Here is a 26947-nt window from a genome sequence, read left to right as displayed (position 1 = left end):
GCGGCGCCGGGACCTCCCCGGCGCCGCCTTCGTGTCAGCGCAGTTCCGTCCGGAAGGCCACCGGCGTCTGACCGGTGTGCAGCTGGAAGAACTTGGAGAAGTTCGCCGCGTCCGGGAAGCCGACGGCCGCGCCGACCCGGCCGATCGGAAGGTCCGTGTGGGCGAGGAGGCGCTTGGCCTCCAGCACGACCCGCTTGTCGATGAAGCCCTTCGGGGTCTCCCCGGTCGCGGCGCGGACCGCGCGGACCAGGGTGCGGCGGGAGTAACCGAGCGCGTCGGCATAGGCGCTGACGCTGTGGTTGGCGGCGAAGTCCTTCTCCACCGCGTCCCTGAAGAGAGTGAACGTCGTGTCGGCCTGGCGGCGGGCCGCCTCCGCCGAGCTGGCCGCGAGATGGGCGAGGCGCAGCAGCAGCGCGGTGAGGGAGTGCCGCAGCACCGAGGTGTGCAGGCTCAGGGGGAGGGTCTCGGTGTCCTCGTACTCGCGTCGCAGGTTGGCCAGCGCCGCCTGGAGCGCGGCGAGCTGGGGTGCGTCGGGGCGGAGCAGGGGCGGCAGGTCGTAGCGGTAGAGGCCGGTCGCCTCCACGGTCGCCCGCGGCAGGAATCCGGGCTGCATGGTCAGGACGGTTCCGCGGTACTCGCAGGTCCGCGAGAAGCGGTGCACCTGTCCGGGGCGGATCCAGAGCAGGTCGCCGGCCCGGGCCTCGTACTCGGCGAAGTCGATCATGTGGCGGACCGGGCCCTCGGTGAAGAGCATCACCACGTGGAAGTCGATGCGGTGAACGCGCTCCAGCGGGGCATCCGCGTGCCACAGGCGCTCGGTCCCCATCGGGCCGACCTGAATGCCGACACCGCCGACGCTCAGATCCACCGGGAAGGGGAAGGTTCTGATTCCGTCACCGTCGCCTGCCGTGCCGGGCGTTCTGTCCGCCATGTCCTTCTCGTGCCGTCCCTGTCGAAGATCCGTGTCCCACTTTCACCACAGGCTGACACACCCCGACCTTCCTTCCCAAAAGTCAGACTTTTACTTTTGAACGCGTCAGGCCAGCCAGAACGCTTCGAACGAGGACTTCTTGAAGATGAGCACGCAGACAGCAGACGGGTTCGAGTGGACCGACCTCGACCGGCGTGCCGTGGACACCGCGCGCCTCCTCGCGGCCGACGCCGTGCAGCAGGTCGGCAACGGGCACCCCGGCACCGCGATGAGCCTGGCCCCGGCCGCGTACACGATCTTTCAGAAGGTGATGCGCCATGACCCGGCCGACCCGGAGTGGACCGGCCGCGACCGCTTCGTCCTCTCCCCCGGCCACACCTCGCTGACGCTCTACACCCAGCTGTTCCTCGCCGGGTACGAGCTGGAGCTGGACGACCTCAAGGCGTTCCGCACGCACGGGTCGAAGACCCCCGGCCACCCCGAGTACGGGCACACCGCGGGCGTCGAGACCACCACCGGCCCGCTCGGCCAGGGCGTCGCCAACGCCGTGGGCATGGCGATGGCCGCCCGCTACGAGCGCGGCCTCTTCGACCCGGAGGCACCCGAGGGCGCCTCCCCCTTCGACCACACGATCTGGGCCATCGTCTCCGACGGCGACCTGGAGGAGGGCGTCTCCGCCGAGGCCTCCTCGCTGGCCGGCCACCAGAAGCTCGGCAACCTGGTCTTCGTCTACGACGACAACCACATCTCCATCGAGGGCGACACCGCGACCGCCTTCTCCGAGGACGTGCTGAAGCGGTACGAGGCCTACGGCTGGCACACCCAGCGCGTCGAGCCCACCGCGGAGGGCGACGTCGACCCCCGGGCCCTGTACACCGCCCTGAAGGCGGCGCAGGCCGAGACCGGCCGGCCGTCCGTCATCGCGATGCGCACGATCATCGCCTGGCCCGCCCCGAACGCGCGGAACACGGAGGCCTCCCACGGCTCCGCGCTCGGCGCCGACGAGATCGCCGCCACCAAGCGCCTGCTCGGGTTCGACCCGGAGCAGTCCTTCCAGGTCGACGCCGAGGTGCTGGCCCACGCCCGCCGGGCCCTGGACCGGGGCGCCGAGGCGCACGCGGCCTGGGACAAGCGGATCGCCGAGTGGCGCACCGCGCGGCCGGAGCAGGCCGCGCTCTTCGACCGGGTGGTGGCCGGTCAGCTCCCCGAGGGCTGGGAGTCCGAGCTCCCCGTCTTCGAGGAGGGCAAGGCGGTCGCCACCCGGGCCGCCTCGGGCAAGGTCCTCCAGGCGCTCGGCCCGGTGCTGCCCGAGCTGTGGGGCGGTTCGGCCGACCTCGCGGGCTCGAACAACACCACCATCGACAAGAACTCCTCCTTCCTGCCGAAGGGCAACCCGCTGCCCGAGGCGAACCCGTACGGCCGAACCGTCCACTTCGGCATCCGCGAGTTCTCGATGGCCGCCGAGATGAACGGCATCGCCCTGCACGGCAACACCCGGATCTACGGGGGCACCTTCCTGGTGTTCTCCGACTACATGCGCAACGCGGTCCGCATGTCGGCGCTGATGCAGCTCCCGGTGACCTACGTGTGGACGCACGACTCCATCGGGCTCGGCGAGGACGGTCCGACCCACCAGCCGGTCGAGCACCTGGCCGCGCTGCGCGCCATCCCGGGCCTGAACGTCGTCCGCCCGGCCGACGCCAACGAGACCGCGACGGCCTGGGCCGAGATCCTGAAGAGGCACGCCACGCACCCGGCCCCGCACGGGCTCGCGCTGACCCGCCAGGGCGTGCCGACGTACGCGCCGAACCCGGACGCGGCCAAGGGCGGCTACGTGCTGCGCGAGTCGTCGACCGAGACCCCGGAGGTGGTCCTGATCGCCACCGGTTCCGAGGTGCACCTCGCCGTCGCGGCCCGCGACCTCCTGGAGGCCGAGGGGACCGGCACCCGGGTGGTGTCGATGCCGTCCGTGGAGTGGTTCGAGGAACAGCCCCGTGAGTACCGCGACAGCGTGCTGCCGCCGGCCGTGCGCGCGCGGGTCGCCGTCGAGGCCGGGATCGGCCTGACCTGGTACCGGTTCGTCGGCGACGCGGGACGGATCGTCTCGCTGGAGCACTTCGGTGCCTCCGCAGACGCCAAGACCCTGTTCGCCGAGTTCGGCTTCACCCCCGAGAACGTGGCGGCCGCGGCCCGCGAGTCGCTCGCCGCCGCCCGCACCGCCTGATCGACCAGCCAGAAACAGTTCAGTAGAGGAAGATGATCACTGTGACCGAAGCAACCGCCACCGCGGGAGCACTCAAGCGCCTCTCCGACGAGGGCGTCTCGATCTGGCTGGACGACCTGTCGCGCAAGCGGATCAGCACCGGCAACCTCGCCGAGCTGGTCGCCACGAGGAACGTCGTGGGCGTCACCACCAACCCGTCGATCTTCCAGGCCGCCATCGGCTCCGGTGAGGGCTACGAGGAGCAGCTCGCCGACCTCGCCGTACGGGGTGTCACGGTCGACGAGGCCGTACGGATGATGACCACCCAGGACGTGCGGGCCGCCGCCGACGTGCTGCGCCCGGTGTACGACGCGACCGGCGGCCGGGACGGCCGGGTCTCCATCGAGGTCGACCCGCGCCTCGCCCACGACACGGCGGCCACGGTCGCCGAGGCCCGGCAGCTGGCCTGGCTGGTCGACCGCCCCAACGTGATGATCAAGATCCCGGCGACGAAGGCCGGCCTCCCCGCGATCACCGCGGTCATCGCCCAGGGCATCAGCGTCAACGTCACTCTGATCTTCTCCCTGGAGCGCTACCGCGAGGTCATGGCCGCCTACCTGGCCGGTCTGGAGCAGGCCGCCGCCAAGGGGCTGGATCTCGCCGCCATCCACTCCGTGGCCTCCTTCTTCGTCTCCCGCGTCGACTCCGAGATCGACAAGCGGCTGACCGTCCTCGGCACGGACGAGGCGCTGGCCCTGAAGGGGAAGGCCGCGCTGGCGAACGCACGGCTGGCGTACGAGGCGTACGAGGAGGTCTTCGGCGGCGACCGCTGGACCGCGCTGGCCGGCGCGAAGGCCAACAGGCAGCGCCCGCTGTGGGCCTCCACCGGCGTGAAGGACCCCGCCTACAAGGACACCCTCTACGTCGACGAGCTGGTCGCTCCCGGCACCGTCAACACCATGCCCGAGGGCACCCTGAACGCCACCGCCGACCACGGTGACATCCACGGCGACACGGTGACCGGCGGTTACGCGCAGGCCCGCGCCGACCTGGCGGCCGTCGAGAAGCTCGGTATCTCCTACGACGAGGTCGTGGGCAAGCTGGAGGACGAGGGCGTCGCCAAGTTCGAGGCGGCCTGGCAGGAGCTGCTGGACGCCGTCACGAAGTCCCTGGACAGCAAGGGAGTTGAGGTGTGATGAGCGAGACCGCCAAGGAGGTGCGGGTGCCGGTGGCGCCCGCCGCCGACTGGGACAACCCGTTGCGCGACGCGCGTGACCGGCGGCTGCCGAGGGTCGCGGGCCCGTCCGGCCTGGTCATCTTCGGGGTGACCGGTGACCTGTCCCGCAAGAAGCTGATGCCGGCCGTCTACGACCTGGCCAACCGCGGACTGCTGCCGCCGGGCTTCTCGCTCGTCGGTTTCGCCCGCCGGGACTGGGAGGACCAGGACTTCGCCCAGGTCGTCCACGACGCGGTGCGCGAGCACTCCCGGACCCCGTTCCGCGAGGAGGTCTGGCAGCAGCTCGCCGAGGGCATGCGGTTCATCCCCGGCGACTTCGACGACGACACCGCGTTCAAGCAGCTCAAGGCGGCCGTCGACGAGCTGGACCGGTCCCGGGGCACCGGCGGCAACTTCGCGTTCTACCTCTCCGTGCCGCCGAAGTTCTTCCCGAAGGTCGTACGGCAGCTGAAGAAGGTCGGTCTCGCCACCCCGCCCGAGGGTTCGTGGCGGCGCGCGGTCATCGAGAAGCCGTTCGGCCACGACCTGAAGTCGGCGCAGGACCTGAACACGGTCGTGCACGACGTGTTCGACCCGGACCAGGTGTTCCGGATCGACCACTACCTGGGCAAGGAGACCGTCCAGAACATCCTGGCGCTGCGTTTCGCCAACCAGATGTACGAGCCGATCTGGAACCGGTCGTACGTCGACCACGTGCAGATCACGATGGCCGAGGACATCGGCATCGGCGGCCGGGCGGGCTACTACGACGGCATCGGCTCGGCCCGTGACGTCATCCAGAACCACCTGCTCCAGCTGATGGCGCTGACCGCCATGGAGGAGCCGATCGCGTTCGACGCGGACGCGCTGCTCACCGAGAAGCTCAAGGTCCTGAAGTCGGTGCGGCTGCCGGAGGAACTGGGCCGGCACACCGTGCGCGGCCAGTACGCCGAGGGCTGGCAGGGCGGCGAGAAGGTGATCGGCTACCTCCAGGAGGACGGTATCGACGCCTCGTCGAAGACCGACACCTTCGCGGCCGTCAAGCTGGGCATCGACAACCGCCGGTGGGCGGGCGTCCCCTTCTACCTGCGCACCGGCAAGCGCCTGGGCCGCCGGGTCACCGAGATCGCGGTGGTCTTCAAGCGGGCCCCGCACTCCCCCTTCGACTCCACGGCCACCGAGGAACTGGGCGAGAACGCGATCGTCATCCGGGTCCAGCCCGACGAGGGCATGACCGTCCGGTTCGGCTCCAAGGTGCCGGGCACCTCGATGGAGATCCGGGACGTGTCGATGGACTTCGCGTACGGCGAGTCCTTCACGGAGTCCAGCCCTGAGGCGTACGAGCGGCTCATCCTGGACGTGCTGCTCGGCGACGCCAATTTGTTCCCCCGTCACCAGGAAGTGGAAGAGTCCTGGAAGATCCTCGACCCGATCGAGACGTACTGGGCGAAGCATGGCAGGCCCGCGCAGTACGAGTCGGGCAGCTGGGGACCGAAGGAAGCCGACGAGATGCTCGCACTAGACGGACGGAGCTGGCGCAGGCCATGAAGATCGACCTGACCGACACCACGGCAAGCAAGATCAACAAGGCGCTGGTGCAGGGTCGCCGCGCCATCGGAACCCCCGCGGTGGGCATGGTCCTGACGATGGTGATCGTCACGGACGAGGAGAACGCCTACGACTCGATCAAGGCGGCCGAGGAGGCCTCGCACGAGCACCCCTCGCGCACCCTGGTCGTCATCAAGCGGCACGCCCGCACCCTGCGCGACCGCACCAGCTCCCGCCTGGACGCGGAGGTCCGGGTCGGCTCCGAGGCCGGCACCGGCGAGACGGTCGTGCTGCGCACCTACGGCGAAGTCTCCGACCACGCCGACTCGGTGGTGCTGCCGCTGCTGCTGCCGGACGCGCCCGTGGTGGTGTGGTGGCCGGTGGAGGCCCCGGAGACCCCCTCCAAGGACCCGCTGGGGGCACTCGCCCAGCGCCGGATCACCGATCTGTACGCGGTCGAGCGGCCGATGCAGGTCCTGGAGAACCGGGCCCGCAACTACGCGCCCGGCGACACCGACCTCGCCTGGACCCGGCTCACCCTGTGGCGTTCCATGCTGGCCGCCGCCCTCGACCAGGCCCGGGCCACCGTGACCGGGGCGGCCGTCGAGGCCGAGGCCGACAACCCGAGCGCCGAACTCCTCGCCCGCTGGCTGGAGGCCCGCCTGAAGGTCAAGGTGGACCGCGTGGTCTCCGCGGGCCCGGTGGTCACGGCCGTCCGCCTCGCCACCGCGACCGGGGAGATCGTCATCGACCGCCCCGAGGGCCCCCTCGCCAGCCTGACCCTGCCGGGCCAGCCGCCGCGCACCCTGGCCCTCAAGGTCCGCCCCACCTCCGAACTGATCGCCGAGGAGCTGCGCCGCCTCGACGCCGACGAGATGTACGCCATCGCCCTGCGCGGCGAGGGCACCAAGGAGACCGTCTCCCATGCCTGACACCCCCGAACTCACCCGGCGGCCCGAGTGGGCCGCCCTGGAGGACCACCGCGGCGAGGGACAGCCGGTCCTGCGTGAGCTGTTCGCGGCCGACCCGGGGCGCGCCGAGCGGTACGTGGTACGGGTCGGCGACCTGCACATCGACTACAGCAAGCACCTGATCACGGACGAGACCCTCGCCCTGCTCCAGGAACTCGCCACCGCCACCGACGTGGCCGGGCTGCGGGACGCCATGTTCCGCGGCGAGAAGATCAACGTCACCGAGGACCGCGCGGTGCTGCACACCGCCCTGCGCGCCCCGCGCGACGCGGTGGTCGAGGTCGACGGGGAGAACGTGGTGCCGCAGGTGCACGCGGTCCTCGACAAGATGGGCGACTTCGCCGACCGGGTCCGCTCCGGCGCCTGGACCGGCCACACCGGCAAGCGCATCCGCAACGTCGTCAACATCGGCATCGGCGGCTCCGACCTCGGCCCCGCGATGGCCTACGAGGCCCTGCGGGCCTTCACGGACCGCGACCTCACGGTCCGTTTCGTCTCCAACGTCGACGGCGCCGACCTGCACGAGGCCACCCGCGACCTGGACCCGGCGGAGACCCTGTTCATCGTCGCCTCCAAGACGTTCACCACGATCGAGACGATCACCAACGCGACGTCGGCCCGCAACTGGGTGCTGGGCGAGCTGAAGGCCGGTCAGGAGGCCGTCGCCAAGCACTTCGTGGCCCTGTCCACGAACGCCGGCAAGGTGACGGAGTTCGGTATCGACCCGGACAACATGTTCGAGTTCTGGGACTGGGTCGGCGGCCGCTACAGCTACGACTCCGCCATCGGCCTCTCCCTGATGATCGCCATCGGCCCGGACCGCTTCCGCGAGATGCTGGACGGCTTCCACCTGGTCGACGAGCACTTCCGCACCGCGTCCGCCGAGGCCAACGCACCGCTGCTGCTGGGCCTGCTGGGCATCTGGTACGGCAACTTCTTCGACGCCCAGTCGCACGCGGTGCTGCCGTACAGCCACTACCTCTCCAAGTTCACCGCCTACCTCCAGCAGCTGGACATGGAGTCCAACGGCAAGTCGGTGGACCGGGAGGGCCGGCCGGTGAAGTGGCAGACGGGTCCCGTGGTGTGGGGCACGCCCGGCACCAACGGGCAGCACGCCTACTACCAGTTGATCCACCAGGGCACGAAGCTGATCCCGGCGGACTTCATCGGCTTCGCCGAGCCGGTCGCCGAGCTGAGCGGTGAACTCAGGGCGCAGCACGACCTGCTGATGGCCAACTTCTTCGCCCAGACCCAGGCGCTGGCCTTCGGCAAGACCGCCGACGAGGTCCGCGCGGAGGGCGTCGCCGAGGAGCAGGTCGCGCACCGCACCTTCCGGGGGAACCACCCCACCACGACGATCCTGGCCCGCGAGCTGACCCCCTCCGTCCTCGGCCAGCTGATCGCCCTCTACGAGCACAAGGTGTTCGTGCAGGGCGCGGTCTGGAACATCGACTCCTTCGACCAGTGGGGCGTCGAACTGGGCAAGGTGCTCGCCAAGCGCATCGAACCCGCCCTGACCGAGGGCGCCGCCGTCCCCGGCCTCGACCCGTCCACCACCGCGCTCGTCTCGACGTACCGCACCCTCAGGAAGTGAAGGACATGACAGCCATGCAGCTGGGTCTGATCGGTCTCGGCAAGATGGGTGGCAACATGCGCGAGCGGATCCGCCGCGCCGGCCACACCGTCATCGGCTACGACCGCAACCCCGACGTCTCCGACGTGAAGTCCCTGGCGGAACTGGTCGAGAAGCTCGACGCGCCGCGCACGGTGTGGGTGATGGTCCCGGCGGGCACCGCCACCCAGTCCGTCGTGGACGAGCTCAAGGACCTGCTGTCCGAGGGCGACACGGTGGTCGACGGCGGCAACTCCCGCTGGACGGACGACGAGAAGCACGCCGCCGAACTCGGCATCAAGGGCATCGGCTTCGTGGACGCCGGTGTCTCCGGCGGGGTGTGGGGCCTACAGAACGGCTACGCCCTGATGGTCGGCGGCGACAAGCAGCACGTCGAGCGGCTGGAGCCGATCTTCGAGGCGCTCAAGCCGGAGGGCCCGTACGGCTACGTCCACGCCGGCCGGGTGGGCGCCGGGCACTTCTCCAAGATGGTCCACAACGGCATCGAGTACGCCATGATGCAGGCCTACGCCGAGGGCTGGGAGCTCCTGGAGAAGGTCAAGTCGGTGGACAACGTCCGTGAGGTCTTCCGCTCCTGGCAGGAGGGCACGGTCATCCGTTCCTGGCTGCTCGACCTCGCGGTCAACGCGCTGGACGACGACGAGCACCTGGACAAGCTGAAGGGCTTCGCGCAGGACTCCGGCGAGGGCCGGTGGACCGTGGAGGCCGCCATCGACAACGCGGTGCCGCTGCCCGCGATCACCGCCTCCCTGTTCGCCCGGTTCGCCTCGCGGCAGGACGACTCCCCGCAGATGAAGATGATCGCGGCGCTGCGCAACCAGTTCGGCGGTCACGCCGTCGAGTCCAAGGAGTAGTGCGCCGTGGGGGACCTCCTTCTGGTCCGCCACGGTGAGACGGAGTGGAGCCTGTCGGGCCGGCACACCAGCTGGACCGACCTGCCCCTCACCCAGCACGGCGAGGAACAGGCCAAGTCCCTCGCCCCGCTGCTCGCCGACCGGACCTACGCACTGACACTGGCCAGCCCGCTGGACCGTGCGATACGCACGGCCGAACTGTCGGGCCTCACCGGGGTCGTGCCCGATCCCGACCTGCACGAGTGGGACTACGGCGGCTACGAGGGCATCACCACGGTGGAGATCCACCGTTCCCGCCCCGACTGGTACCTGTGGTCCGACGGTGTCCCGCCCGGTCCGGACGGGCACCCCGGGGAGTCCCCGGAGCAGATCGGGGCTCGCGCCGACCGGGTGCTCGCCACGGTGGAGAGGGCGCTCGCCGACGGCCACGGCGACGTGGTCCTCGTGGCACACGCCCACTTCCTGCGCGTGCTCACGGCCCGGCGGCTGGGCCTGCCGCCCGCCGAGGGCCGGTTGTTCCAGCTGGCGACCGGGACGGTCAGCAGGCTGTCCATGGAGCACGGTTGGCCCGTGATCGCGGAGTGGAACAAGACGCCCTGACCCTGTCGTGACGGCCCGCCGGTGACAACCGGCGGGCCGTTTCGACGTGTTGGGCCCCGGCGTTCGACGCGCCGGGCCGAGACCGTTTCGACGCGCCGGGCCGAGACCGTTTCGACGTGTTGGGCCCCGGCCACGAGGGTTGCCGCACCGGGTGCCTGCCGGAAGAGTTTCTACGGCCCCTTTCCTAACCCCTTGTCGAAAGTCTCGCGAAGCCCATAGCCTTGCGCCGCGCCGGTGCCGTCGTACGCCCCGGCCCGGTCGTGACGGGATGGGAGGGGCAGCCGCGTGAAGCGCACATCGCGTGACATCCGCACCGCGAACCGCTACGAGGTGCTGCGCCAGATCATCGCCCAGTCCCCCACCTCCCGGCAGACGCTGGCCGCCGCCACCGGACTGAGCGTGGCCACGGTCGCCACGCTCGTCGGGGAGCTGCTCGACCTGCGGATGATCACGGAGGTCGGCTTCGAGGACTCCGCGGGCGGCCGTCCCCGCGGACTGGTGGCCGTCAACGCGGCCGGCGGCGCGCTGATCGGCGTCGACATGGCCGAGACCTACGTCCGGGTGGAGCTGTTCGACCTGGGACTGAACGTGCTGGCCCGGGCCGAGGAGGACATGCGCCCCGGCGAGCACCGGCCCGAACAGGCGGTCGGTCACGTGGCCACGGCCGTCGGCTCGGTGGTCGCCCAGGCCGGCGTCGAGGGCGCCCGGGTGCTGGGGGTCGGGGTGAGCGTACCGGGGCAGGTCGACCGGGACACCGGGATCGCCGAGTACGCGCCCAACTGGGACTGGCACGACGTGCCGTTGCTCGCCCTGCTCTCCGAACACATCGCCTACCCGCTGTACCTGGACAACCCGCTGCGGGCGAGCGCGGTGGCCGAGCTGTGGTTCGGGGCCGCGCGCGGGCGCGAGGACGCCGTGGTGGTGAACCTCGGGACCGGCGTGGGCGCCGGGCTCGTGCTGGCCGGCGGGCTGTACCGGGGGGTGAGCAACAGCGCCGGGGAGTGGGGCCATACGACGCTGGTGCTGGACGGCCGGCTGTGCCACTGCGGCAACCACGGCTGCGTCGAGACGTACGTCGGCGCCCCCGGCATCATGCTCAACCTGCGCGAACTCAGCCCGCGCAGCGCGCTGTTGCACCCCGAGGACCAGACCGCGACCATCGACGCGCTGACCCGCGGGGTCGCCGCGGACGACCCGGTGGCCGTCAAGGTGGTCCGGGACACCGCCCGTTACCTGGGCGCCGGCATCTCGGACCTGGTGAACCTGTACAACCCCGAAGTGGTCGTGCTCAGCAGCTGGGTCGCCAGGAAACTCGGCGCTCCGCTGCTGGACGAAGTGCGCGAGGCCGTCCGGCGGCACGCGCTGCGGCGGCCGTTCGCCGCCACCGAGATCGTGCTCTCCCCCATCCCCACCGACCCGGTGTGCCTGGGCGCCGCCACCTTCGCACTGGAGGGCGCCCTTCAGGCGGTGGGACAGCGGACCCCCAGACGCACCGCCCCCTTGAGGAGCCGTACCGCACCGCCCGTATGACGACGGAAGGGATGCCGTTTTGACCCGCACCACGAGACCGGTCCTCGCCACGGCCGCGGCCGTACTGGCCGTGACCGGCGCCCTGCTCAGCGGCCCGCCCGCGAACGCCGCCGACACCGTCGCGGCCGCCGAGGTCTCGCCGCACGCGGCCCAGACCATCGACGACATCGGCGCCTCGGGCGCCTGGTGGGTCGACGACCTCCAGCACTTCGACCCCAAGGTCCAGGCCAGGGTGGCGAAGCTGCTGTTCTCCCGGCAGGGCCTAGCCCTGTCCGCGTACCGCTACAACATCGGCGGCGGCGGAGTCGCGGTCACCACCCCGGCCCGGGCCGCCGAGGACTTCCTGAACGACGACGGCTCCTACGACTGGAGCAGGGACAAGGGCGGCCGGACGTTCCTGCGGTACGCCGCGAAGTACGGCGTGCAGGACCTGATCGGCTTCGTCAACAGCGCGCCGGCCCGGTGGACCACCAACGGGCAGAGCTGCGGTGGCCGGCTGAAGACGGAGAACGAGGGCGACTACGCGAAGTACGTCGCCGACGTCACCGACCACTTCGCCCGGCAGGGCGTCCGGCTGGACTACATCAGCCCCTTCAACGAGCCTGACAACGACTTCGGTTCGTGCGGCCAGGAGGGCATGAAGGTCACCGTCGACCAGCGCGACGACATCGTACGGGCGCTCGGCGCCGAGCAGCGGGCCCGGCACCAGAAGACGTCGATCATCGCCGACGAGTCCAGCCAGACGACCCAGTTCGTCTCCGAACTCCCGCAGTGGATCTCGCAGCCGGACACCGCGCAGTACGTCTCCGCGCTGGCGCACCACACGTACAACAACCCGAGCGACGGTCAGCTCGGCAACGTCTACGAGACGTCGAGGACGGTCGGCCAGAAGTCCTGGGCATCGGAGATCTGCTGCTTCGGCAAGGGCTCGACCGGCTGGAACCAGGAGTACGACCCCACCATCGACAACGCCCTGCTGCTGTCCCGGATCGTCTACAAGGACTTCGCGAGCGCCCACGACTCCGCCTTCCAGTGGTGGGTGGCGCTGGCCGGCGGCTACGGCACCTCCCCCACGGAGAAGAACGACGTCGGCTGGAACGACGGCCTGATCTACTACGACCCCGACTACGCGACCGACGGCAACCAGACGCTGTACTTCACCAAGCGGTACTACGCGCTCGGCCAGTACAGCAAGTTCGTCCGGCCGGGCTCGGTCGCGCACAACGTGACCGGGGCACCGGACGGGGTCGAGGTGTCGTCGTACGACCGGGACGGCACGTGGGTGGTCGTGGTCAACAACCACAACACCACGGACACCCCGCTGAGTCTGCACTTCAACAGTGGGACGCCGGTGCGGGCCCGGCAGGCGGTGCGGACCTCGGCGACCGAGGACTGGGCGGACGTCGCGAAGCCGACGGTGAGCGCGGGCACGGTCTCCGCGACCCTCGCCGCCCGTTCGATCACCACGTACGTCCTCGACCAGAAGGGCCACGGCGGTTCGGCCGTCACCGGCGCGCTGGTGGGCAAGCAGTCCGGCAAGTGCCTCACCGCCGACACCGCCGGGGCCGCCCTCGCCACCTGCACGGGCGCCGACGGCCAGTCCTGGTCGTACGCCGCGGACGGCACCCTGAAGGGCGCGAACGGCTATCTGACGGCCGCCGGTCCGGCTCTGACCGCCACCGCCGAACCGACCGGTGACGCGAGCCAGCGCTGGCTGCTGAACGCCGACGGCCAGATCCTCAGCGAGGCGTCCGGCAAGTGCCTGGACGTGAGCGGGCAGGCCACCGCCGACGGCAGCAAGGTGATCCTCTACAGCTGCAACGGCGGCGCCAACGAGGCCTGGACCAGGCGGTAGCGACCCCGTCCCACCCGACCCGAGGGCCGCCGGCCTCCCCGATTCCCGGCGGCCCTCAACTCCCCCTGCTCTCCTTTCCGTTCGTCATCCCGAACCGGGTACAACGTTTCGCGCAGACTTCGTCCAACCTCTTGCCGAAGTATTAGCCGAAGGTTAACGTCCCGCTCCGCAACGCAATTTCAGCCATCTGGCTCGCGAGGTGGTCAGGGCCCCGCACGGCCGCAGCACCACAGCCGCACTCGACAGACAAGGACGTCAGCATGTCGGCACAGAGCAACACCAACTGGTCCCGCCGGTCCCTCTTCCGGGCGGCCGCAGGCATGGCCGCCGCCGGCACGCTGGCCGCGTGCGGCGGCAACAACGGCCGGGGCGGCGGCAGCGGGTCGGGCACCCAGCTCACCCAGATGTTCCATGCCTACGGCGAGGCGGGCGTCGAGCAGGCGGTCAAGCGGTACCCCACCGCCTACAAGGCCGCCAACGTGACGACGCAGTGGATCACCAGCTCCGACTACGAGAGCAAGCTCTTCGCCACGCTGCTCACCAAGTCCGCCCCCGACGTGTTCGAGTTCCACCCGCAGATCCAGATGGTCAAGAGCGGTCAGGTCGCCGACCTGAGCGACATCATCAACCCGGTCAAGGACGACTTCAACCCGGCCGACATCAAGTCGCACACGGTCGACGGGAAGATCTACGGCGTCCGGATGATCGACGACCCGCAGTTCTTCTTCTACCGGCCCTCGCTCTTCGAGAAGGCCGGCGTGAAGGTCCCGGAGACCCTCGACGAGCTGATCGAGATCTCGGCCAAGCTCACCACCAGCAAGATGAAGGGCCTGTACCTCGGCAACGACCTGCACGCGATCATCAGCCCGCTGATCTGGTCCGCGGGAGCCGACACCCTCGACGACAAGAACCAGATCGCCTACCACACGCCCGGCGTCGTCGAGGGCCTGAAGAAGATGCGCAAGCTGTTCACCAGCGGAGACCTGCTCCTCGGTGCGCCGACCGACTACTGGGACCCGTCCGCGCTCAACCAGGGCCTGTGTGCCATCCAGTTCTGCGGTATGTGGGCGATGCCGCAGTTCCAGAAGGCGCTCGGCGACGACATCGGGATCTTCCCCTTCCCGAAGACCGTCGACTCCGGCAAGCAGTCCGTCTACAACGGCGGCTGGTCGATGTTCGTCAACGCCAAGGGCGACCACGTCGACGCGGCCAAGGAGTACGTCAAGTGGCTGTGGATCGACCAGAAGAAGGACCAGGAGGACTTCGCGACGTCGTACGGCTTCCACATCCCGCCGCGCACGTCGATCGCCGCGTCGGCCACCAAGCTCAAGTCCGGCCTCCCCGCGGAGGGCGTGAAGCTCTTCAACGAGTTCGGGCACTTCGACAACATCGGCTGGACCCAGGCCATGATCCAGGCGTCGTGGGACGTGCTCGCCAACTGCGTCCGCAAGTCCGGTGACCCGGAGAAGGCGCTCGACCAGTGCGACACGACCGTCAACCGCGAGCTGAAGAAGCTCTTCGGATAAGTCTCGGACGGACCGGACCCATGTCGACGACCACGACACGCGACCTCGCGAACCCCGCCCCGGCGAAGGCCAGTCAGGCCAGGCCGCGGCGGGGCCTGCGGGGCAGCCGCACCCTCAACTTCTGGCTCTTCATCAGCCCCTTCCTGATCGGGCTGATCGTCTTCGTCTACGTGCCGATCGGCTGGAGTCTCTACCTCAGCTTCTTCGACGCACGGTTCACCGTCACGCCGGACAAGTTCGTCGGCTTCGACAACTACACGTACATGCTGACGGACCCCAAGTTCGTCGGCTCGCTCGGCACCTTCACCGTGTTCGCCGCGTTCATCGTGCCGACCACCTGGGCGGTGTCGCTCGGCCTCGCCCTGCTGGTGAACCGGATCCGGTTCATGCGGGCGTTCTTCCGGTCGGTGTTCTTCCTGCCGACCGCGTGCAGCTACGTCGCCGCGTCGCTGATCTGGAAGATGTCCATCTTCAGCGGGGTCCGCTTCGGCCTGCTGAACACGGTCCTCGGCTGGTTCGGGGTCGACAGCGTCGCCTGGCTGGCCTCCCCCAGTCCCCCCTGGTACTGGCTCGTCATCGTCACGCTCCGGCTGTGGCTACAGTCCGGTTTCTACATGATCCTGTTCCTGGCGGCCCTTCAGAACATCCCGGGCGAGCTGTACGAGGCCGCGGCCATCGACGGCGCCAAGCGGGGCTGGCAGACCTTCCGTTACATCACCCTGCCGCAGTTGCGGGCCACCTCGACCGCGGTGGTCCTGCTCCTGCTCATCGCCGCCTACCAGGCCTTCGACGAGTTCTACAACCTGCTCGACAAGACCACCTGGGGCCGGCCGCCGCTGGTCGAGCTGTACGCCACCGCCCTCGGCACATCACAGGACTACGGCGCGGGCAGCGCGGGGGCCGTCATCCTGACCCTGCTGATCATCATCGTCACCCTGTTCCAGGGCAAGATCATGGGCTTCGGAAGGGGGGAGGAGTCCAAGTGACCACCACCACGCCCGACATGAACAAGACCACGCCCACGAAGGCCGGACGCCGACGCGGCGGGGTGATGGGCAGCACCGGCCTGTGGATCGCCACCGGTGTCGCCACCTTCCTCTTCCTGGTCCCGTTCTACATCCTGCTCCGCAACGCCCTCACCACGGACACCGCCATCACCGGGCCGAGCTGGCAGTTCTTCCCCACGCACCTTCAGTGGGGCAACATCAAGGAACTGTTCGACGACCCGCAGGTCGACTTCGCCCGGTCGATGTGGAACTCACTGGTCGTGGCCGTCTCCATGACCGTCGGCATCCTGCTGGTGTGCTCGCTGGCCGGCTACGCCCTGGCCCGCATCCCCTACAAGCACGCCAACAAGATCTTCTACCTCGTCCTGGGCACCCTGATGGTCCCGACCTCGGTGACCTTCGTGCCCAGCTTCGTGCTGGTCTCCTCGCTCGGCTGGGTGGACACCTACCGGGGTCTGATCATCCCCGGCCTGTTCAGTGGTTTCACCTGCTTCCTGTTCCGGCAGTACTTCCTGGGGTTCCCGAAGGAGCTGGAGGAGGCGGCGCGGGTGGACGGGCTGGGTTACTGGGGCTCGTACTGGCGGGTCGTCGTACCCAACTCGCTGAACTTCTTCGCGGCGATCGCCACCATCACCTTCATCGGCGCCTGGAACGCCTTCCTGTGGCCCCTGGTCATCGGCCAGGACCCCGGGGCGTGGACCGTCCAGGTCGTGCTCTCGTCATACATGACCAACCAGACGGTCGTCTTCCACACCATCTTCATGGCCACCGCCATCTCCATCCTGCCCCTGGTGTTCGTCTTCCTCTTCCTCCAGCGCTGGCTGGTCCAGGGGATCGCGCAGACCGGCATCAAGGGCTGACACCGCACTCTCACGACCTGGAGACCGATGTCTTTCCGCACCTCCGCCACCGACTACGTCGAGGACGTCTCCCCGGGCTCGGGTGCCCTGCCGCCCCGGGCCTGGTACCCACGCTCGGACACCGCGTCGCTCTCGCTGAACGGCAGTTGGCGTTTCCGGCTGTCGGCGACGGCCGACGCCGAGGACGACGCGTTCGCCGAGCCGGGGTACGACGCCGGTGGCTGGGCGGAGGTCTCGGTCCCGGGCCACTGGGTGCTCCAGGGACACGGCGCACCGGTCTACACGAACCACCTCTACCCGTTCCCGGTCGACCCGCCCCGGGTGCCGACCGAGAACCCCACCGGTGACCACCTGCGGTTCTTCGACCTGCCGGCGGGCTGGGACGTCACCGACGGCGGGGCGGTCCTCCGCTTCGACGGCGTCGAGTCCTGCGCCCGGGTCTGGCTCAACGGCACGGACATCGGCGAGTTCAAGGGCTCCCGGCTGCCGCACGAGTTCGCGGTCGGCCATCTGCTCGAGCCGGCCGGGAACGTCCTCGCGGTCCGGGTCCACCAGTGGTCGGCGGGCTCCTACCTGGAGGACCAGGACCAGTGGTGGCTGCCCGGCATCTTCCGTGACGTCACCCTGCTGCACCGCCCGGCGGGCAGCGCCCTCGACTTCTTCGTGCACGCCTCCTACGACCACGTCGGCGGCACCGGCACGCTGCGCGTCGACTCCGACGTGGACGGCCGGGTCACCGTGCCGGACCTCGGCATCGACATCGCCACCGGCGAGTCCGCGACCGTCCCGGTCGAGCCGTGGACGGCCGAGACCCCGCGGCTGTACGACGGGCTGCTGGCCACCGAGGGCGAACGGGTGCCGCTGCGGATCGGCTTCCGGACGGTGGAGCTGGCGGACGGTCTGATCAAGGTCAACGGGAAGGCGGTCCTCTTCAAGGGCGTCAACCGGCACGAGTGGCACCCCCGGCTCGGGCGCGCCCTCGACCTGGAGACCATGCGTGAGGACGTGCTGCTGATGAAACGGCACAACCTCAACGCCGTCCGTACCTCCCACTACCCGCCGCACCCGGCCTTCCTCGACCTGTGCGACGAGTACGGCCTGTGGGTGATCGACGAGTGCGACCTGGAGACCCACGGCTTCACCGAGCAGGCCTGGCGGGACAACCCCGTCGACGACGACCGCTGGACCCCGGCCCTGCTGGACCGGGCGGCCCGGATGGTCGAGCGCGACAAGAACCACCCGTCGGTGGTGATCTGGTCGCTGGGCAACGAGGCGGGCACGGGCCGGGGCCTGACCGCGATGGCCGAGTGGATCCACGGCCGCGACACCTCTCGTCTCGTGCACTACGAGGGTGACATCGACTGCCGTGACACGGACGTGTACTCACGGATGTACGCCGACCACGCGGAGGTCGAGCGGATCGGCCGGGGACTGGACGGCGGCACCCACAAGCGCCGTCAACTGCCCTTCATCCTCTGCGAGTACGGCCACGCCATGGGCAACGGACCCGGCGGACTCGCCGACTACCAGCGGATCTTCGAGTCGCACGACCGGCTCCAGGGCGGTTTCATCTGGGAGTGGATCGACCACGGCGTCGAGGACGAACGGTACGGCTACGCGTACGGCGGTGACTTCGGCGAGGAACTGCACGACGGGAACTTCGTCTGCGACGGCCTGGTCTTCCCGGACCGGCGGCCCTCACCCGGCCTGCTGGAGTACAAGAAGGTGATCGAGCCGGTCCGGATCGACGGCGACGGCGACGGCACCACCGTCCACGTCACCAACGGACAGGACTTCGCCGACCTGTCGGCGTTCGCCTTCGAGTGGTCGTACCAGGTGGACGGGGAGACGGTGGCATCGGGCAGCCTCGCGGTGCCGGCCCTCGCGGCCGGCGAGTCGGCGGAGGCGAAGCTGCCGGAGCCGCCCGCGACGGACGGCGGCGAGGCGCGGTGGACGGTCCGGGCGCTGCTGGCGGCCGACACCTCCTGGGGGCCCGCCGGGCATGTCGTCGCCTGGGGCCAGATCCCGGCCTCGGCACGACGGTCGCCGTCGGTCGCCGCGACCGCCGCCCCGGTGACCGACGGCGGACGGATCACGCTCGGTCCGGGCACCTTCGACGCGCGCACCGGCGCGCTGCTGAGCATCGGCTCGGTGGCCGTGACCGGACTGCGCCTCGACGTGTGGCGGGCGCCCACCGACAACGACGACGGTGCCGCCTGGCAGAGCGATCTGCGCTACGGCGAGCTGTGGCGGAAGTTCGGTCTGCACCGCATGCGGCACCGCCTGGACGCGGTGCAGGCGGACGGGAACGCGCTGACGGTGCGGACCCGGGTGGCGCCCGCCGCCTGGGAGTTCGGGCTCGCCACCGGCTACCGCTGGACCTCGGACGGCGACCGTCTCCGGCTGACCGTCACCGTCACCCCCGACGGTGACTGGACGGTGCCGCTGCCCCGGCTCGGCATCCGCTTCGGGCTGCCGGCCGCGGACCGGGTGCGGTGGTTCGGCGGCGGACCCGAGGAGGCCTACCCGGACACCAGGTCGGCCGCGCTGGTGAGCCGTTGGGAGTCTCCCGTGGACGGCCTCCAGACCCCCTACGTCCGGCCTCAGGAGAACGGCGCCCGCGCGGACGTCCGTTGGGCGGAGCTCGGCGGCCTGCGGATCGACGGCGACCCGGAGTTCTGGTTCACCGCCCGTCGCTGGACCACCGAGCAGCTGGACGCGGCGGCCCACCGCACCGACCTCACCCCCGGTGACACCGTGTGGGTCAACCTGGACCACGGTCAGCACGGCATCGGCTCGCAGTCCTGCGGCCCGGGGGTCCTGCCCCCGTACCGACTCCATGCCGCGCCGGCCGAGTTCACCTTCGTGTTCGCGGACGTCGGCTGATCCGCGGGCACCCGCCCGGAGGCCCCCGGACCGTGCCTGGTCCGGGGGCCCTCCGGCTGCTCAGCCTCCCTGCCCGGCGGGCCCGCAGCGGTACAGGACGTAGTGGGAGACGTGGACCGGCGAGCAGTGTCCGAGGACCCACCGGACCAGTGCCCGGCCGGGCGTCTTCGCGCCCCGGGCGCGGTGGGTGAGGTCGGCGGTGGAGAGCAGGACGTAGCGGAGCCGGCCGGTGTCCACGAGGCGGTGGAAGGCGCTGGGCGCGGGGTACGGCACATGGGCGGTGAAGCCGCCGATCGGAAGGATGGCGGCGTTGTCCGAGAGGATGTACGGCGCCGCCATCTGCCAGCGGGGCACCGCGGCCAGGTAACGGGCGCCGTCGCGGTGGGCGGTGAGGTAGGCGAGGACCCGTCGCTGGGCCGGGTTCAGCGCGGAGGCGCCGTTGCGGGTGGCGATGCTGCCGGGACCGATCCGGCCGAAACCGCCGGGCTGGTTGTAGCGCAGGGACATCGCGGACGCGGACCAGACGGCGGGCACGACCAGGACCGCGACGAGCGCGACGGCCAGCGCGGTCCGGCGCGGACGCGACCCGCCCACGGCGAACAGGGCCAGCGCCGGCAGGGCCAGGACCACGGCGACCACGACCGACCAGGTGAAGAAGCCCGGGTAGTACAGGGTCAGGGCCGCGCACCAGCCGACGTTCACGGCCAGGACCGCGCACATCACGCCACGGCGCCGCACCCGGGTCACGGCCACCGCCGCCAGGGCCGACAGACCGACCGCCACCACGCCCATGTAGTAGGTGTGCCCGGTCACGCTGCCGAAACTGAAGACCAGGAAGAACGTCACCAGCCAGCCGCCCCACAGCAGGAGGCCGGCGAGGAAGGGGTCGGTGCGCGGCGGGCGGCGGCGCCACAGCCCGTACACCCCGGCTGCCAGGCCCAGCGCCGCCAGCGGATACAGCCAGCCGGTCTGGCTGGCCAGTCCGGGGCTGAACATCTTCCAGACGCTGTCCCCCATCCCCGCCGACGCCCTGCCGTGCGCCCGGTCCGCGACGATGCTCCCGGTGCCGGCCGCGTCGACACCCAGCGCCTGGAAGCGGGTCAGGAAGTTGTAGCCGACGACCAGGGCGACCGGCGAGTTGTCGGTCGTGCCGTCCAGGTAGGGGCGGGCGGCGGCCGGGGTGAGACCGGCGGCCAGCATCCAGGACAGCGACACCGTCAGCATGACCGCCCCGGCCACCGCGAGGTCCCGGAGCCGGCGGCGCAGGGTGGTCGGCGCGGCCACCAGGTAGGTCACGGTCAGCGCGGGCAGCACCGCCCAGGCCTCCAGCATCTTGCACTGGAAGGCCACCCCCACCCAGACGCCCGCCAGGACCAGGGTGCGCAGCCGGGCGCGGGCGGTGGCCCGCTGGGTGGCCTCGGCGGCCAGCAGCAACAGCAGGACGAACGGCGCGTCCTCGGTGACCGAGCGGCCGAGGCCCACGGTCACCGGGGTGAGGGTGAGGAAGGCGGCGGCCAGCAGTCCGGCGGGGACGCCGGCCCAGCGTCGTACCACCACGTGCAGCAGGACCACCGAGGCCACGCCCTCCAGGGCCTGCGGGACCACCAGGGACCACGGGTGGAAGCCGAGGACCAGCGCCGACAGGGCCTGCGGCCACAGGAAGCCGGGCAGCTTGTCCAGGGTGATGGAGTCGCCGGGGTCGAAGGAGCCGTAGAAGAAGGCCACCGGGTTGTCGGTCATGCTGCGGACGGCGCTCGCGTAGAAGGAGTGGTACGCGCTGTGCCAGATGCCCCAGCAGAAGAACAGCGCGGCGACGGTGGCGATGCCGGCGAGGATCGGACGCTCGTAGCGCCGGGTTCGGCTCCGCGGCCCGGCCGGCGGAGGCGGCGCCCCCTCGACATGGACGAGCGGCTCGGCGCTGACAGGGCTCGGCATCGCGGACGGCCTCCAGGACTCCGGTGTCCAGGGCTTCGAGAGGGCCCTGGACCGTTACGGCCTGTAGGACGACCGGATCCCGGCGAACGTCACGTCCGGAATGTCAAGGAACATGCAGGATGTTCGTGAGGATCGGCCGTGAAAGCCGTAAGGATCCTGAATTCCGCCCGTGTCTCAGCGCGCCGGCCGTCCGGCGTGCTGGGCCGCGAGCCGCACCGGCGCGTTCTGTGCGCCGTACCCGCGGTATCCGGGGTCGCGTTCGACCAGTTCGAAGAACACCCGTCCGACGGTCCGGGTGTAGCAGTGCCGGAAGGCCCCGCCCGCGTCCCGGTCGTAGAGGATGCCTAGTTCCCGGTACGTCTCCAACTCCCCGTCGGGGAACTCGTACCGGGCGGCCAGGTCGTCGTGGTAGTTGCCCGGAATGGGCAGCGGCGCGCCGCCGGCCGCCCGGAAGGCACGGGCCGCGGCCACCACGTCGTCGACGGCGAGGGCGATGTGCTGGGCGTGCAGGGTGTCGTCGGCCGGGGCAGCGCCCACGCCGAGGGCGATCCGGACGCGGCCGCCGGCGTCGGTGACGGCGCGGGAGCGCAGCAGCCCGTAGGGGTCGGCGACATCGACGCTGTCCTGGGCGTGCAGGCCGAGGACGGCACGGTGGAAGAGGGCCGCCTCGTCGTACTGGTGCCAGGGCTGGACCAGGGCCAGGTGGTCGATACGGGCCGGAGACGGCGCAGGCTCGTGCGGCACGGCGGCGAAGTCGGCCAGCCAGTCCGGGAGTTCGGGGGCGCGTCCGGTGGCGCAGAAGAACAGTTCCGTGCCGTCGGGTGCCGCGACCGCGTCCAGTGGGACGTCTTCGGGGGCCCGGCGGCGGGGCAGTACGGGGGCGAGCAGCGCCTCGGCGCGGCGGGCGGCGGCCCGTGGGTCCGGTGACTCCAGGCCGATCGCGGCGAGTCCGGTGCCGTCACGCCGGGCGGCGGGCCCGGTGTTGACCAGGATCCGCGCCTCGCCCAGCTCCCACAGGTCGACGGGCTTGCTCCGATGACGCGCGGTCCGCGCGAAGCCGAGGGCGCCGAGCAGCGCCGAGACGGGTTCCGCGTCCGGGGTGACCAGTTCGGCGAACGCGACTCCCGTCGGCACGACCGGCGCGGGCAACTCCGCCACGCCGACGGCTTCTTGGAGCATCAGCAGGGAACGCCGGGCGTCGACGGCGGTCGGCCCGGCCTCGGCCTGCCGGAAGACGTCGTTGAACACTTCGAGGGAGAGCGGTCCGTCGTACCCGGTCCGCAGCACATGGCGCACGAGCCCGGCCACGTCGAACCCGCCCTGACCCGGGAAGCAGCGGTAGTGGCGGCTCCACTGGAGCACGTCCATGGCGAGCAGCGGGGCGTCGGCCAGCTGAAGGAAGAAGATCTTCTCGCCGGGGATGTCCTCGATGCCCTTCGGGTCGGACCCCCGGGAGAGGATGTGGAAGCTGTCGAGACAGGTCCCGAGCGCGGGATGCCCGGCCGCCTCGACGATCCGCCAGGCATGGTCGTACGTACTGACGTGCCGCCCCCAGGCCAGCGCCTCGTAGGCGACACGGATACCGAAGTCAGCGGCGAGCGAGGCCAGTTCCGACAGCTGCCGGGCGGCCAGTGCGTCGTCGTCGACGGCCGACGGGGAGACGGAGGAACAGACGAGGACGGTGTCGGCGCCCAGTTCCCCCATCAGCTCGAACTTGTGCCGGGCGCGGCGGAGGTTCCGGCCGAACTCGCCCTCGGGCACGGCCTCGATGTCCCGCAGGGGCTGGTAGAGGTCGACGGTCAGCCCGAGATCCGCGCACCGCGCCCGTACCTCCCGGGGCGACAGCGGACTGGCCAGCAGATCGTTCTCGAAGATCTCCACCCCGTCGAACCCGGCCCGGGAGGCGGCGGTCAGCTTCTCGGTGAGCGACCCACTGAGCGAAACGGTGGCAATCGAAGTACGCATGATCCTTTTCCTGACGTGCACCGCACCTGCTCAGGGGCGCGGGGCTGTATCGATGTGCGGCTGCCGCCGCGTGGGCGCGACCAGCGACCACGAACCCGCACCCGCACCCGTCACACGACCTGCCCCGCCGGCCTCTCCGCCGACTCCGCCGACTCCGTCAGCTCCCCGATGTCGGCCAGCATCCGCGAGGCGTCCGCCTCCCTCCCCGTGAACAACCGGAACGCGTCCGCGGCCTGGAACACCGCCATCCCACCCCCGTCCAGCACCGCACACCCCGACGACCGTGCCGTCCGCACCAGTTCCGTCTCCAGCGGCCGGTACACCACCTCCGCCACCCACAGCTCCGGCCGCAGCAACTCCGCGGGCAACGGCAGCCCCGGATGCGCCGCCATCCCGGTCGGCGTCGCGTGCACCAGCCCGTCGGCCCCCGCGAGCAGCTCCGGCAACCGCTCCGGCTCCGCGGCGACCGCACGTCCCGCGCCGAAGTACCGGTTCAGGGCCCCCGCGAGATCGACGGCCCGGTCGGCCAGCGCGTCCACGACGGTGACCCGCTCGGCCCCCAGGGTGAGCGTGGCATGCGCGACGGCGGCCCCGGCACCCCCGGCGCCGAGCTGCACCACCCGCTCCAGCGGAGCGTCCCGCAGCCCCCGCGCGAACGAGGCCGCGAACCCGGTCACGTCCGTGTTGTGTCCGACCGCCCTGCCGTCGGCCTCGAACACCACCGTGTTGACCGCGCCGAGCGCCTCGGCCTGCGGGGCCAGCGCGTCCAGGTGCTCGATGACCAGCTGTTTGCACGGATGCGTGATGTTCAGCCCGTCGAAGCCCAGGTCACGTGCCGCCCGGACCAGGTCGCCCACGGCCTCCGGCGGCACGCCGAGCGCGTCGATGTCGATCAGCCGGTACAGGTACCGCAGCCCCTGCCGGCCGGCCTCGCGCTCGTGCAGGGCCGGGCTGAGCGACGGGCCGATACCGGCACCGATCAGTCCGACGAGATACGCGTCCTTGGCCACGTGGCCCTCCTGAGCGGCATAGCTAATGTACGAACCAGTACGTTAGCTATAACACCGGAGGCCACGACAGGGGAAGACCCTTCGGGAGACGACCGCGGCGCGGCTTCTAGAATCTCCGCACCGGCCACCCCTTCCGAGGCACCCGATAGGAACCCGATGACCAGCGTCGACGAACCGGCACCCACCAACGGGCGGATCCGTGACGCCGCCCGCACCCAGGCCGAGATCCTCGACGTGGCCACCCAGGAGTTCGCCCGGGCCGGCTACGACGGTGCCCGCGTGGACGAGATCGCGGCCCGCACGCGCACCACGAAGCGGATGATCTATTACTACTTCGGCGGCAAGGAACAGCTGTTCACGGCGGTCCTGGAGCGCGCGTACGGCGTGATCCGGGAGGCCGAGCAGCGGCTCGACGTGGAGCATCTGGACCCGGTCGCGGCGATCCGCCGGCTCGCCGAGCTGACCTTCGACCACCACGAGCAGCACCCCGACTTCATCCGCCTGGTCAGCATCGAGAACATCCACGGCGCGGAGCACATCGCGGCCTCCGAGAAACTGGGCCGGATCGGCTCCCCCGCCCTGGAGGTGATCCGCCGGATCCTCGCCGCGGGCCAGGAGTCCGGGCTGTTCACCGCGGACGTCGACGCCGTCGACCTGCACGCGATGATCAGCTCGTTCTGTTTCTTCCGGGTGGCGAACCGGGCCACCTTCGGCGCCCTGTTCGGGCGTGACCTGGTGGACCCGGCGCAGCGCGAGCACTACCGCGCCATGCTCGGCGACATGGTGATCGCCTACCTCACCGCGGAGCGCGCGGCGGGCTGACCGCCGGGGCCCGGCATCCGGCGCCACCTCTTGACAGCGGGGAAACGCGGGCGCAACATCCGTACCCATCGCGACTAACTACCCAGTGGGTTAATTAGCACCGAACCCCTGGTCCGCCGAACCCGTCATCCCTGGGAACCGGCCTTCTCCCCCGCCGCTCACTCCGCCTACGTTGGAGTTCCCCGAAGGAGCACCGCCGTGTCCGTCCCCGCCCCGCCCGCCGCCACCGCCGCACCGCCCGGCGGCCAGCCGAGGAAGGCCGCCCTGGCCGCCTGGATCGGCAGCGCCCTGGAGTACTACGACTTCTTCATCTACGGCAGCGCGGCCGCGCTGATCTTCCCGAAGGTCTTCTTCGACGAGTCGGACCCCGCCAACGCGACCCTGCTGTCACTGGCCACGTTCGGGGTGGCGTACGCGGCCCGGCCGGTCGGCGCGTTGTTCCTCGGGCACTTCGGGGACCGGATCGGCCGTAAGAAGATCATGGTCTTCACACTGATCCTGATGGGTCTGTCGACGTTCCTGATCGGCTGTCTGCCGAGCCGCGCCCAGGTCGGGTCCCTCGCCCCGGTGCTGCTGGTGCTGTGCCGGGTGCTCCAGGGCGTCTCGGCCGCCGGAGAGCAGGCCAGCGCCAGCTCGATGAGTCTGGAGCACGCGCCGCCGGACCGGCGGGGCTTCTTCACCAGCTTCACCCTCAGCGGCACCCAGGGCGGTCAGCTGATCGCCACCCTGGTCTTCATCCCGGTCGCCCAGCTGCCCGACGACCAGTTGCTGTCCTGGGGCTGGCGGGTGCCGTTCTGGGCGAGTGTGGTGGTGGCCGTGGTCGGCTGGGTGATCCGGCGCAAACTGGAGGAGACCCCGGCCTTCGCACGGCAGGCGGCCGCCGAGGGCGTCGAGCGGCTGCCGCTGGTGACGCTGCTGCGCCACCACTGGGCGGACGTGCTGCGGGTGATCGGGGGCGCGCTGATCGCGTCGGTGAGCACCATCTTCACGGTGTGGGCGCTGGCCTACGCGACGAGCGACGCGGTGGGCATGTCCAAGACGTCGATGCTGTGGGTGGGCGCCCTGGCGAACCTGGTGGCGCTGGGCGCGATCCCGGCGTGGGCGACGCTGTCGGACCGGATCGGCCGGCGGCCGGTGTACCTGATCGGCGCGGTGGGCAGCGCGGCCGCGATGTGCGGCTACCTGTGGGCGATCTCCACCGGCTCGTACCCGCTGGTCATGCTCCTCGGGATCGTGGCCTTCGGCGTCGTCTACAGCGCGGCGAACGGCGTCTGGCCGTCCTTCTACGGCGAGATGTTCTCGACCCGGGTACGGCTGTCCGGCATGGCGATCGGCACCCAGATCGGGTTCGCGGTGGCCGGGTTCGCGGTGACCTTCGCGGCGCGGATCGCGGGTCCGGGCGGCGACGACTGGTCGGCGGTGGCCCTGTTCACGGCCGCGCTGTGCGTGCCGCCGGTGATCGCGGCGCTGACGGCCCGGGAGACGCACCGGGTGCCGACCGAACTGCTCGGCGAGCGGCCGGAGTCGGCGGCGGTCCGACCGGAGAAGGTGTCGGCCTGAGCTCCGGCGGAGGCTTCCCCCCGAGCCCTCGGTGG

General features: G+C 70.7%; 19 protein-coding genes. 15 read left to right on the top strand and 4 right to left on the bottom strand.

The genetic code is table 11. The features are described 5' to 3' along the window. Positions 1-34: 34 nt before the first annotated feature. Positions 35-931 carry a helix-turn-helix transcriptional regulator gene (locus tag AAW13_RS10070; RefSeq protein WP_046728435.1) on the bottom strand — a complete coding sequence of 299 codons (897 nt, stop codon included), beginning with the start codon at positions 929-931 and terminating at the stop codon, positions 35-37. Positions 932-1076: 145 nt separating this feature from the next. Between AAW13_RS10070 and tkt the strand changes: the two genes are divergently transcribed. The 13 genes from tkt (at position 1077) to AAW13_RS10005 (ending at position 19620) form a co-directional block, all read left to right on the top strand. After that, positions 1077-3155: a transketolase gene (gene tkt / locus AAW13_RS10065; protein ID WP_046728434.1), complete on the top strand. Its 2079-nt coding sequence runs from the start codon at positions 1077-1079 to the stop codon at positions 3153-3155. Between the two features lie 32 nt (positions 3156-3187). Next, on the top strand, positions 3188-4330 hold the full coding sequence (gene tal, locus AAW13_RS10060) for a transaldolase (RefSeq protein WP_046728433.1): 1143 nt from the start codon (positions 3188-3190) through the stop codon (positions 4328-4330). Further along, complete coding sequence (gene zwf, locus AAW13_RS10055; protein WP_046728432.1) at positions 4330-5898, top strand: glucose-6-phosphate dehydrogenase; 1569 nt, start codon at positions 4330-4332, stop codon at positions 5896-5898. The genes tal and zwf overlap by 1 nt, the downstream gene beginning before the upstream one ends. Then, entirely contained in the window at positions 5895-6830 is a 936-nt protein-coding gene (gene opcA / locus AAW13_RS10050) for a glucose-6-phosphate dehydrogenase assembly protein OpcA (protein WP_046728431.1), read from the top strand. The genes zwf and opcA overlap by 4 nt, the downstream gene beginning before the upstream one ends. Beyond that, entirely contained in the window at positions 6823-8463 is a 1641-nt protein-coding gene (gene pgi / locus AAW13_RS10045) for a glucose-6-phosphate isomerase (RefSeq protein ID WP_046728430.1), read from the top strand. Before opcA ends, pgi begins: the two co-directional genes overlap by 8 nt. 14 nt (positions 8464-8477) lie before the next feature. Beyond that, entirely contained in the window at positions 8478-9356 is an 879-nt protein-coding gene (gene gnd / locus AAW13_RS10040; protein ID WP_046728429.1) for a phosphogluconate dehydrogenase (NAD(+)-dependent, decarboxylating), read from the top strand. Between the two features lie 6 nt (positions 9357-9362). Then, positions 9363-9956: a histidine phosphatase family protein gene (locus AAW13_RS10035; RefSeq protein WP_046728428.1), complete on the top strand. Its 594-nt coding sequence runs from the start codon at positions 9363-9365 to the stop codon at positions 9954-9956. A 285-nt stretch (positions 9957-10241) separates the two neighbouring features. After that, complete coding sequence (locus AAW13_RS10030; protein ID WP_046728427.1) at positions 10242-11486, top strand: ROK family protein; 1245 nt, start codon at positions 10242-10244, stop codon at positions 11484-11486. A gap of 19 nt (positions 11487-11505) precedes the next feature. Further along, positions 11506-13341 (top strand): glycoside hydrolase, encoded by a 1836-nt coding sequence (locus AAW13_RS10025; protein WP_046728426.1) that lies wholly within the window; start codon positions 11506-11508, stop codon positions 13339-13341. A 260-nt stretch (positions 13342-13601) separates the two neighbouring features. Beyond that, positions 13602-14867, top strand: coding sequence for an ABC transporter substrate-binding protein (locus AAW13_RS10020; RefSeq protein ID WP_046728425.1), 1266 nt, complete (start codon positions 13602-13604; stop codon positions 14865-14867). A gap of 20 nt (positions 14868-14887) precedes the next feature. Continuing rightward, positions 14888-15853, top strand: coding sequence for a carbohydrate ABC transporter permease (locus AAW13_RS10015; RefSeq protein ID WP_046728424.1), 966 nt, complete (start codon positions 14888-14890; stop codon positions 15851-15853). After that, positions 15850-16734, top strand: a complete 885-nt coding sequence (locus AAW13_RS10010; protein ID WP_046728423.1) for a carbohydrate ABC transporter permease — start codon at positions 15850-15852, stop codon at positions 16732-16734. The genes AAW13_RS10015 and AAW13_RS10010 overlap by 4 nt, the downstream gene beginning before the upstream one ends. Positions 16735-16761: 27 nt before the next feature. Then, positions 16762-19620: a glycoside hydrolase family 2 TIM barrel-domain containing protein gene (locus tag AAW13_RS10005; protein WP_046728422.1), complete on the top strand. Its 2859-nt coding sequence runs from the start codon at positions 16762-16764 to the stop codon at positions 19618-19620. Between the two features lie 60 nt (positions 19621-19680). On the opposite strand, the gene AAW13_RS10000 is transcribed toward AAW13_RS10005, so the two are convergent. The 3 genes from AAW13_RS10000 to AAW13_RS09990 all read right to left on the bottom strand — a co-directional run bounded on the left by AAW13_RS10000 (position 19681) and on the right by AAW13_RS09990 (position 24530). Further along, positions 19681-21555: an ArnT family glycosyltransferase gene (locus AAW13_RS10000; protein WP_052768503.1), complete on the bottom strand. Its 1875-nt coding sequence runs from the start codon at positions 21553-21555 to the stop codon at positions 19681-19683. Between the two features lie 174 nt (positions 21556-21729). Next, positions 21730-23520, bottom strand: coding sequence for a bifunctional sugar phosphate isomerase/epimerase/4-hydroxyphenylpyruvate dioxygenase family protein (locus tag AAW13_RS09995; RefSeq protein ID WP_046728421.1), 1791 nt, complete (start codon positions 23518-23520; stop codon positions 21730-21732). A 110-nt stretch (positions 23521-23630) separates the two neighbouring features. After that, positions 23631-24530 (bottom strand): shikimate dehydrogenase, encoded by a 900-nt coding sequence (locus tag AAW13_RS09990; RefSeq protein WP_046728420.1) that lies wholly within the window; start codon positions 24528-24530, stop codon positions 23631-23633. Between the two features lie 156 nt (positions 24531-24686). Between AAW13_RS09990 and AAW13_RS09985 the strand changes: the two genes are divergently transcribed. After that, positions 24687-25352 carry a TetR/AcrR family transcriptional regulator gene (locus tag AAW13_RS09985; protein WP_046728419.1) on the top strand — a complete coding sequence of 222 codons (666 nt, stop codon included), beginning with the start codon at positions 24687-24689 and terminating at the stop codon, positions 25350-25352. A gap of 198 nt (positions 25353-25550) precedes the next feature. Then, positions 25551-26912 (top strand): MFS transporter, encoded by a 1362-nt coding sequence (locus AAW13_RS09980; protein ID WP_046728418.1) that lies wholly within the window; start codon positions 25551-25553, stop codon positions 26910-26912. Positions 26913-26947 lie beyond the last annotated feature (35 nt).

The sequence above is a fragment of the Streptomyces humi genome (assembly GCF_001005085.2).
Taxonomy (GTDB): domain Bacteria; phylum Actinomycetota; class Actinomycetes; order Streptomycetales; family Streptomycetaceae; genus Streptomyces; species Streptomyces humi.
The sequence above is the reverse complement of the archived record's forward strand: the minus strand, read 5'-3'. Positions and strand labels throughout refer to the sequence as shown.

Bases quoted from the DNA above. Each gene is read 5' to 3' on its own strand.
- AAW13_RS10070 (WP_046728435.1), bottom strand. From the start codon at position 931: ATGGCGGACAGAACGCCCGGCACGGCAGGCGACGGTGACGGAATCAGA.
- tkt (WP_046728434.1), top strand. From the start codon at position 1,077: ATGAGCACGCAGACAGCAGACGGGTTCGAGTGGACCGACCTCGACCGG.
- tal (WP_046728433.1), top strand. From the start codon at position 3,188: ATGATCACTGTGACCGAAGCAACCGCCACCGCGGGAGCACTCAAGCGC.
- zwf (WP_046728432.1), top strand. From the start codon at position 4,330: ATGAGCGAGACCGCCAAGGAGGTGCGGGTGCCGGTGGCGCCCGCCGCC.
- opcA (WP_046728431.1), top strand. From the start codon at position 5,895: ATGAAGATCGACCTGACCGACACCACGGCAAGCAAGATCAACAAGGCG.
- pgi (WP_046728430.1), top strand. From the start codon at position 6,823: ATGCCTGACACCCCCGAACTCACCCGGCGGCCCGAGTGGGCCGCCCTG.
- gnd (WP_046728429.1), top strand. From the start codon at position 8,478: ATGCAGCTGGGTCTGATCGGTCTCGGCAAGATGGGTGGCAACATGCGC.
- AAW13_RS10020 (WP_046728425.1), top strand. From the start codon at position 13,602: ATGTCGGCACAGAGCAACACCAACTGGTCCCGCCGGTCCCTCTTCCGG.
- AAW13_RS10015 (WP_046728424.1), top strand. From the start codon at position 14,888: ATGTCGACGACCACGACACGCGACCTCGCGAACCCCGCCCCGGCGAAG.
- AAW13_RS10005 (WP_046728422.1), top strand. From the start codon at position 16,762: ATGTCTTTCCGCACCTCCGCCACCGACTACGTCGAGGACGTCTCCCCG.
- AAW13_RS10000 (WP_052768503.1), bottom strand. From the start codon at position 21,555: ATGCCGAGCCCTGTCAGCGCCGAGCCGCTCGTCCATGTCGAGGGGGCG.
- AAW13_RS09995 (WP_046728421.1), bottom strand. From the start codon at position 23,520: ATGCGTACTTCGATTGCCACCGTTTCGCTCAGTGGGTCGCTCACCGAG.
- AAW13_RS09985 (WP_046728419.1), top strand. From the start codon at position 24,687: ATGACCAGCGTCGACGAACCGGCACCCACCAACGGGCGGATCCGTGAC.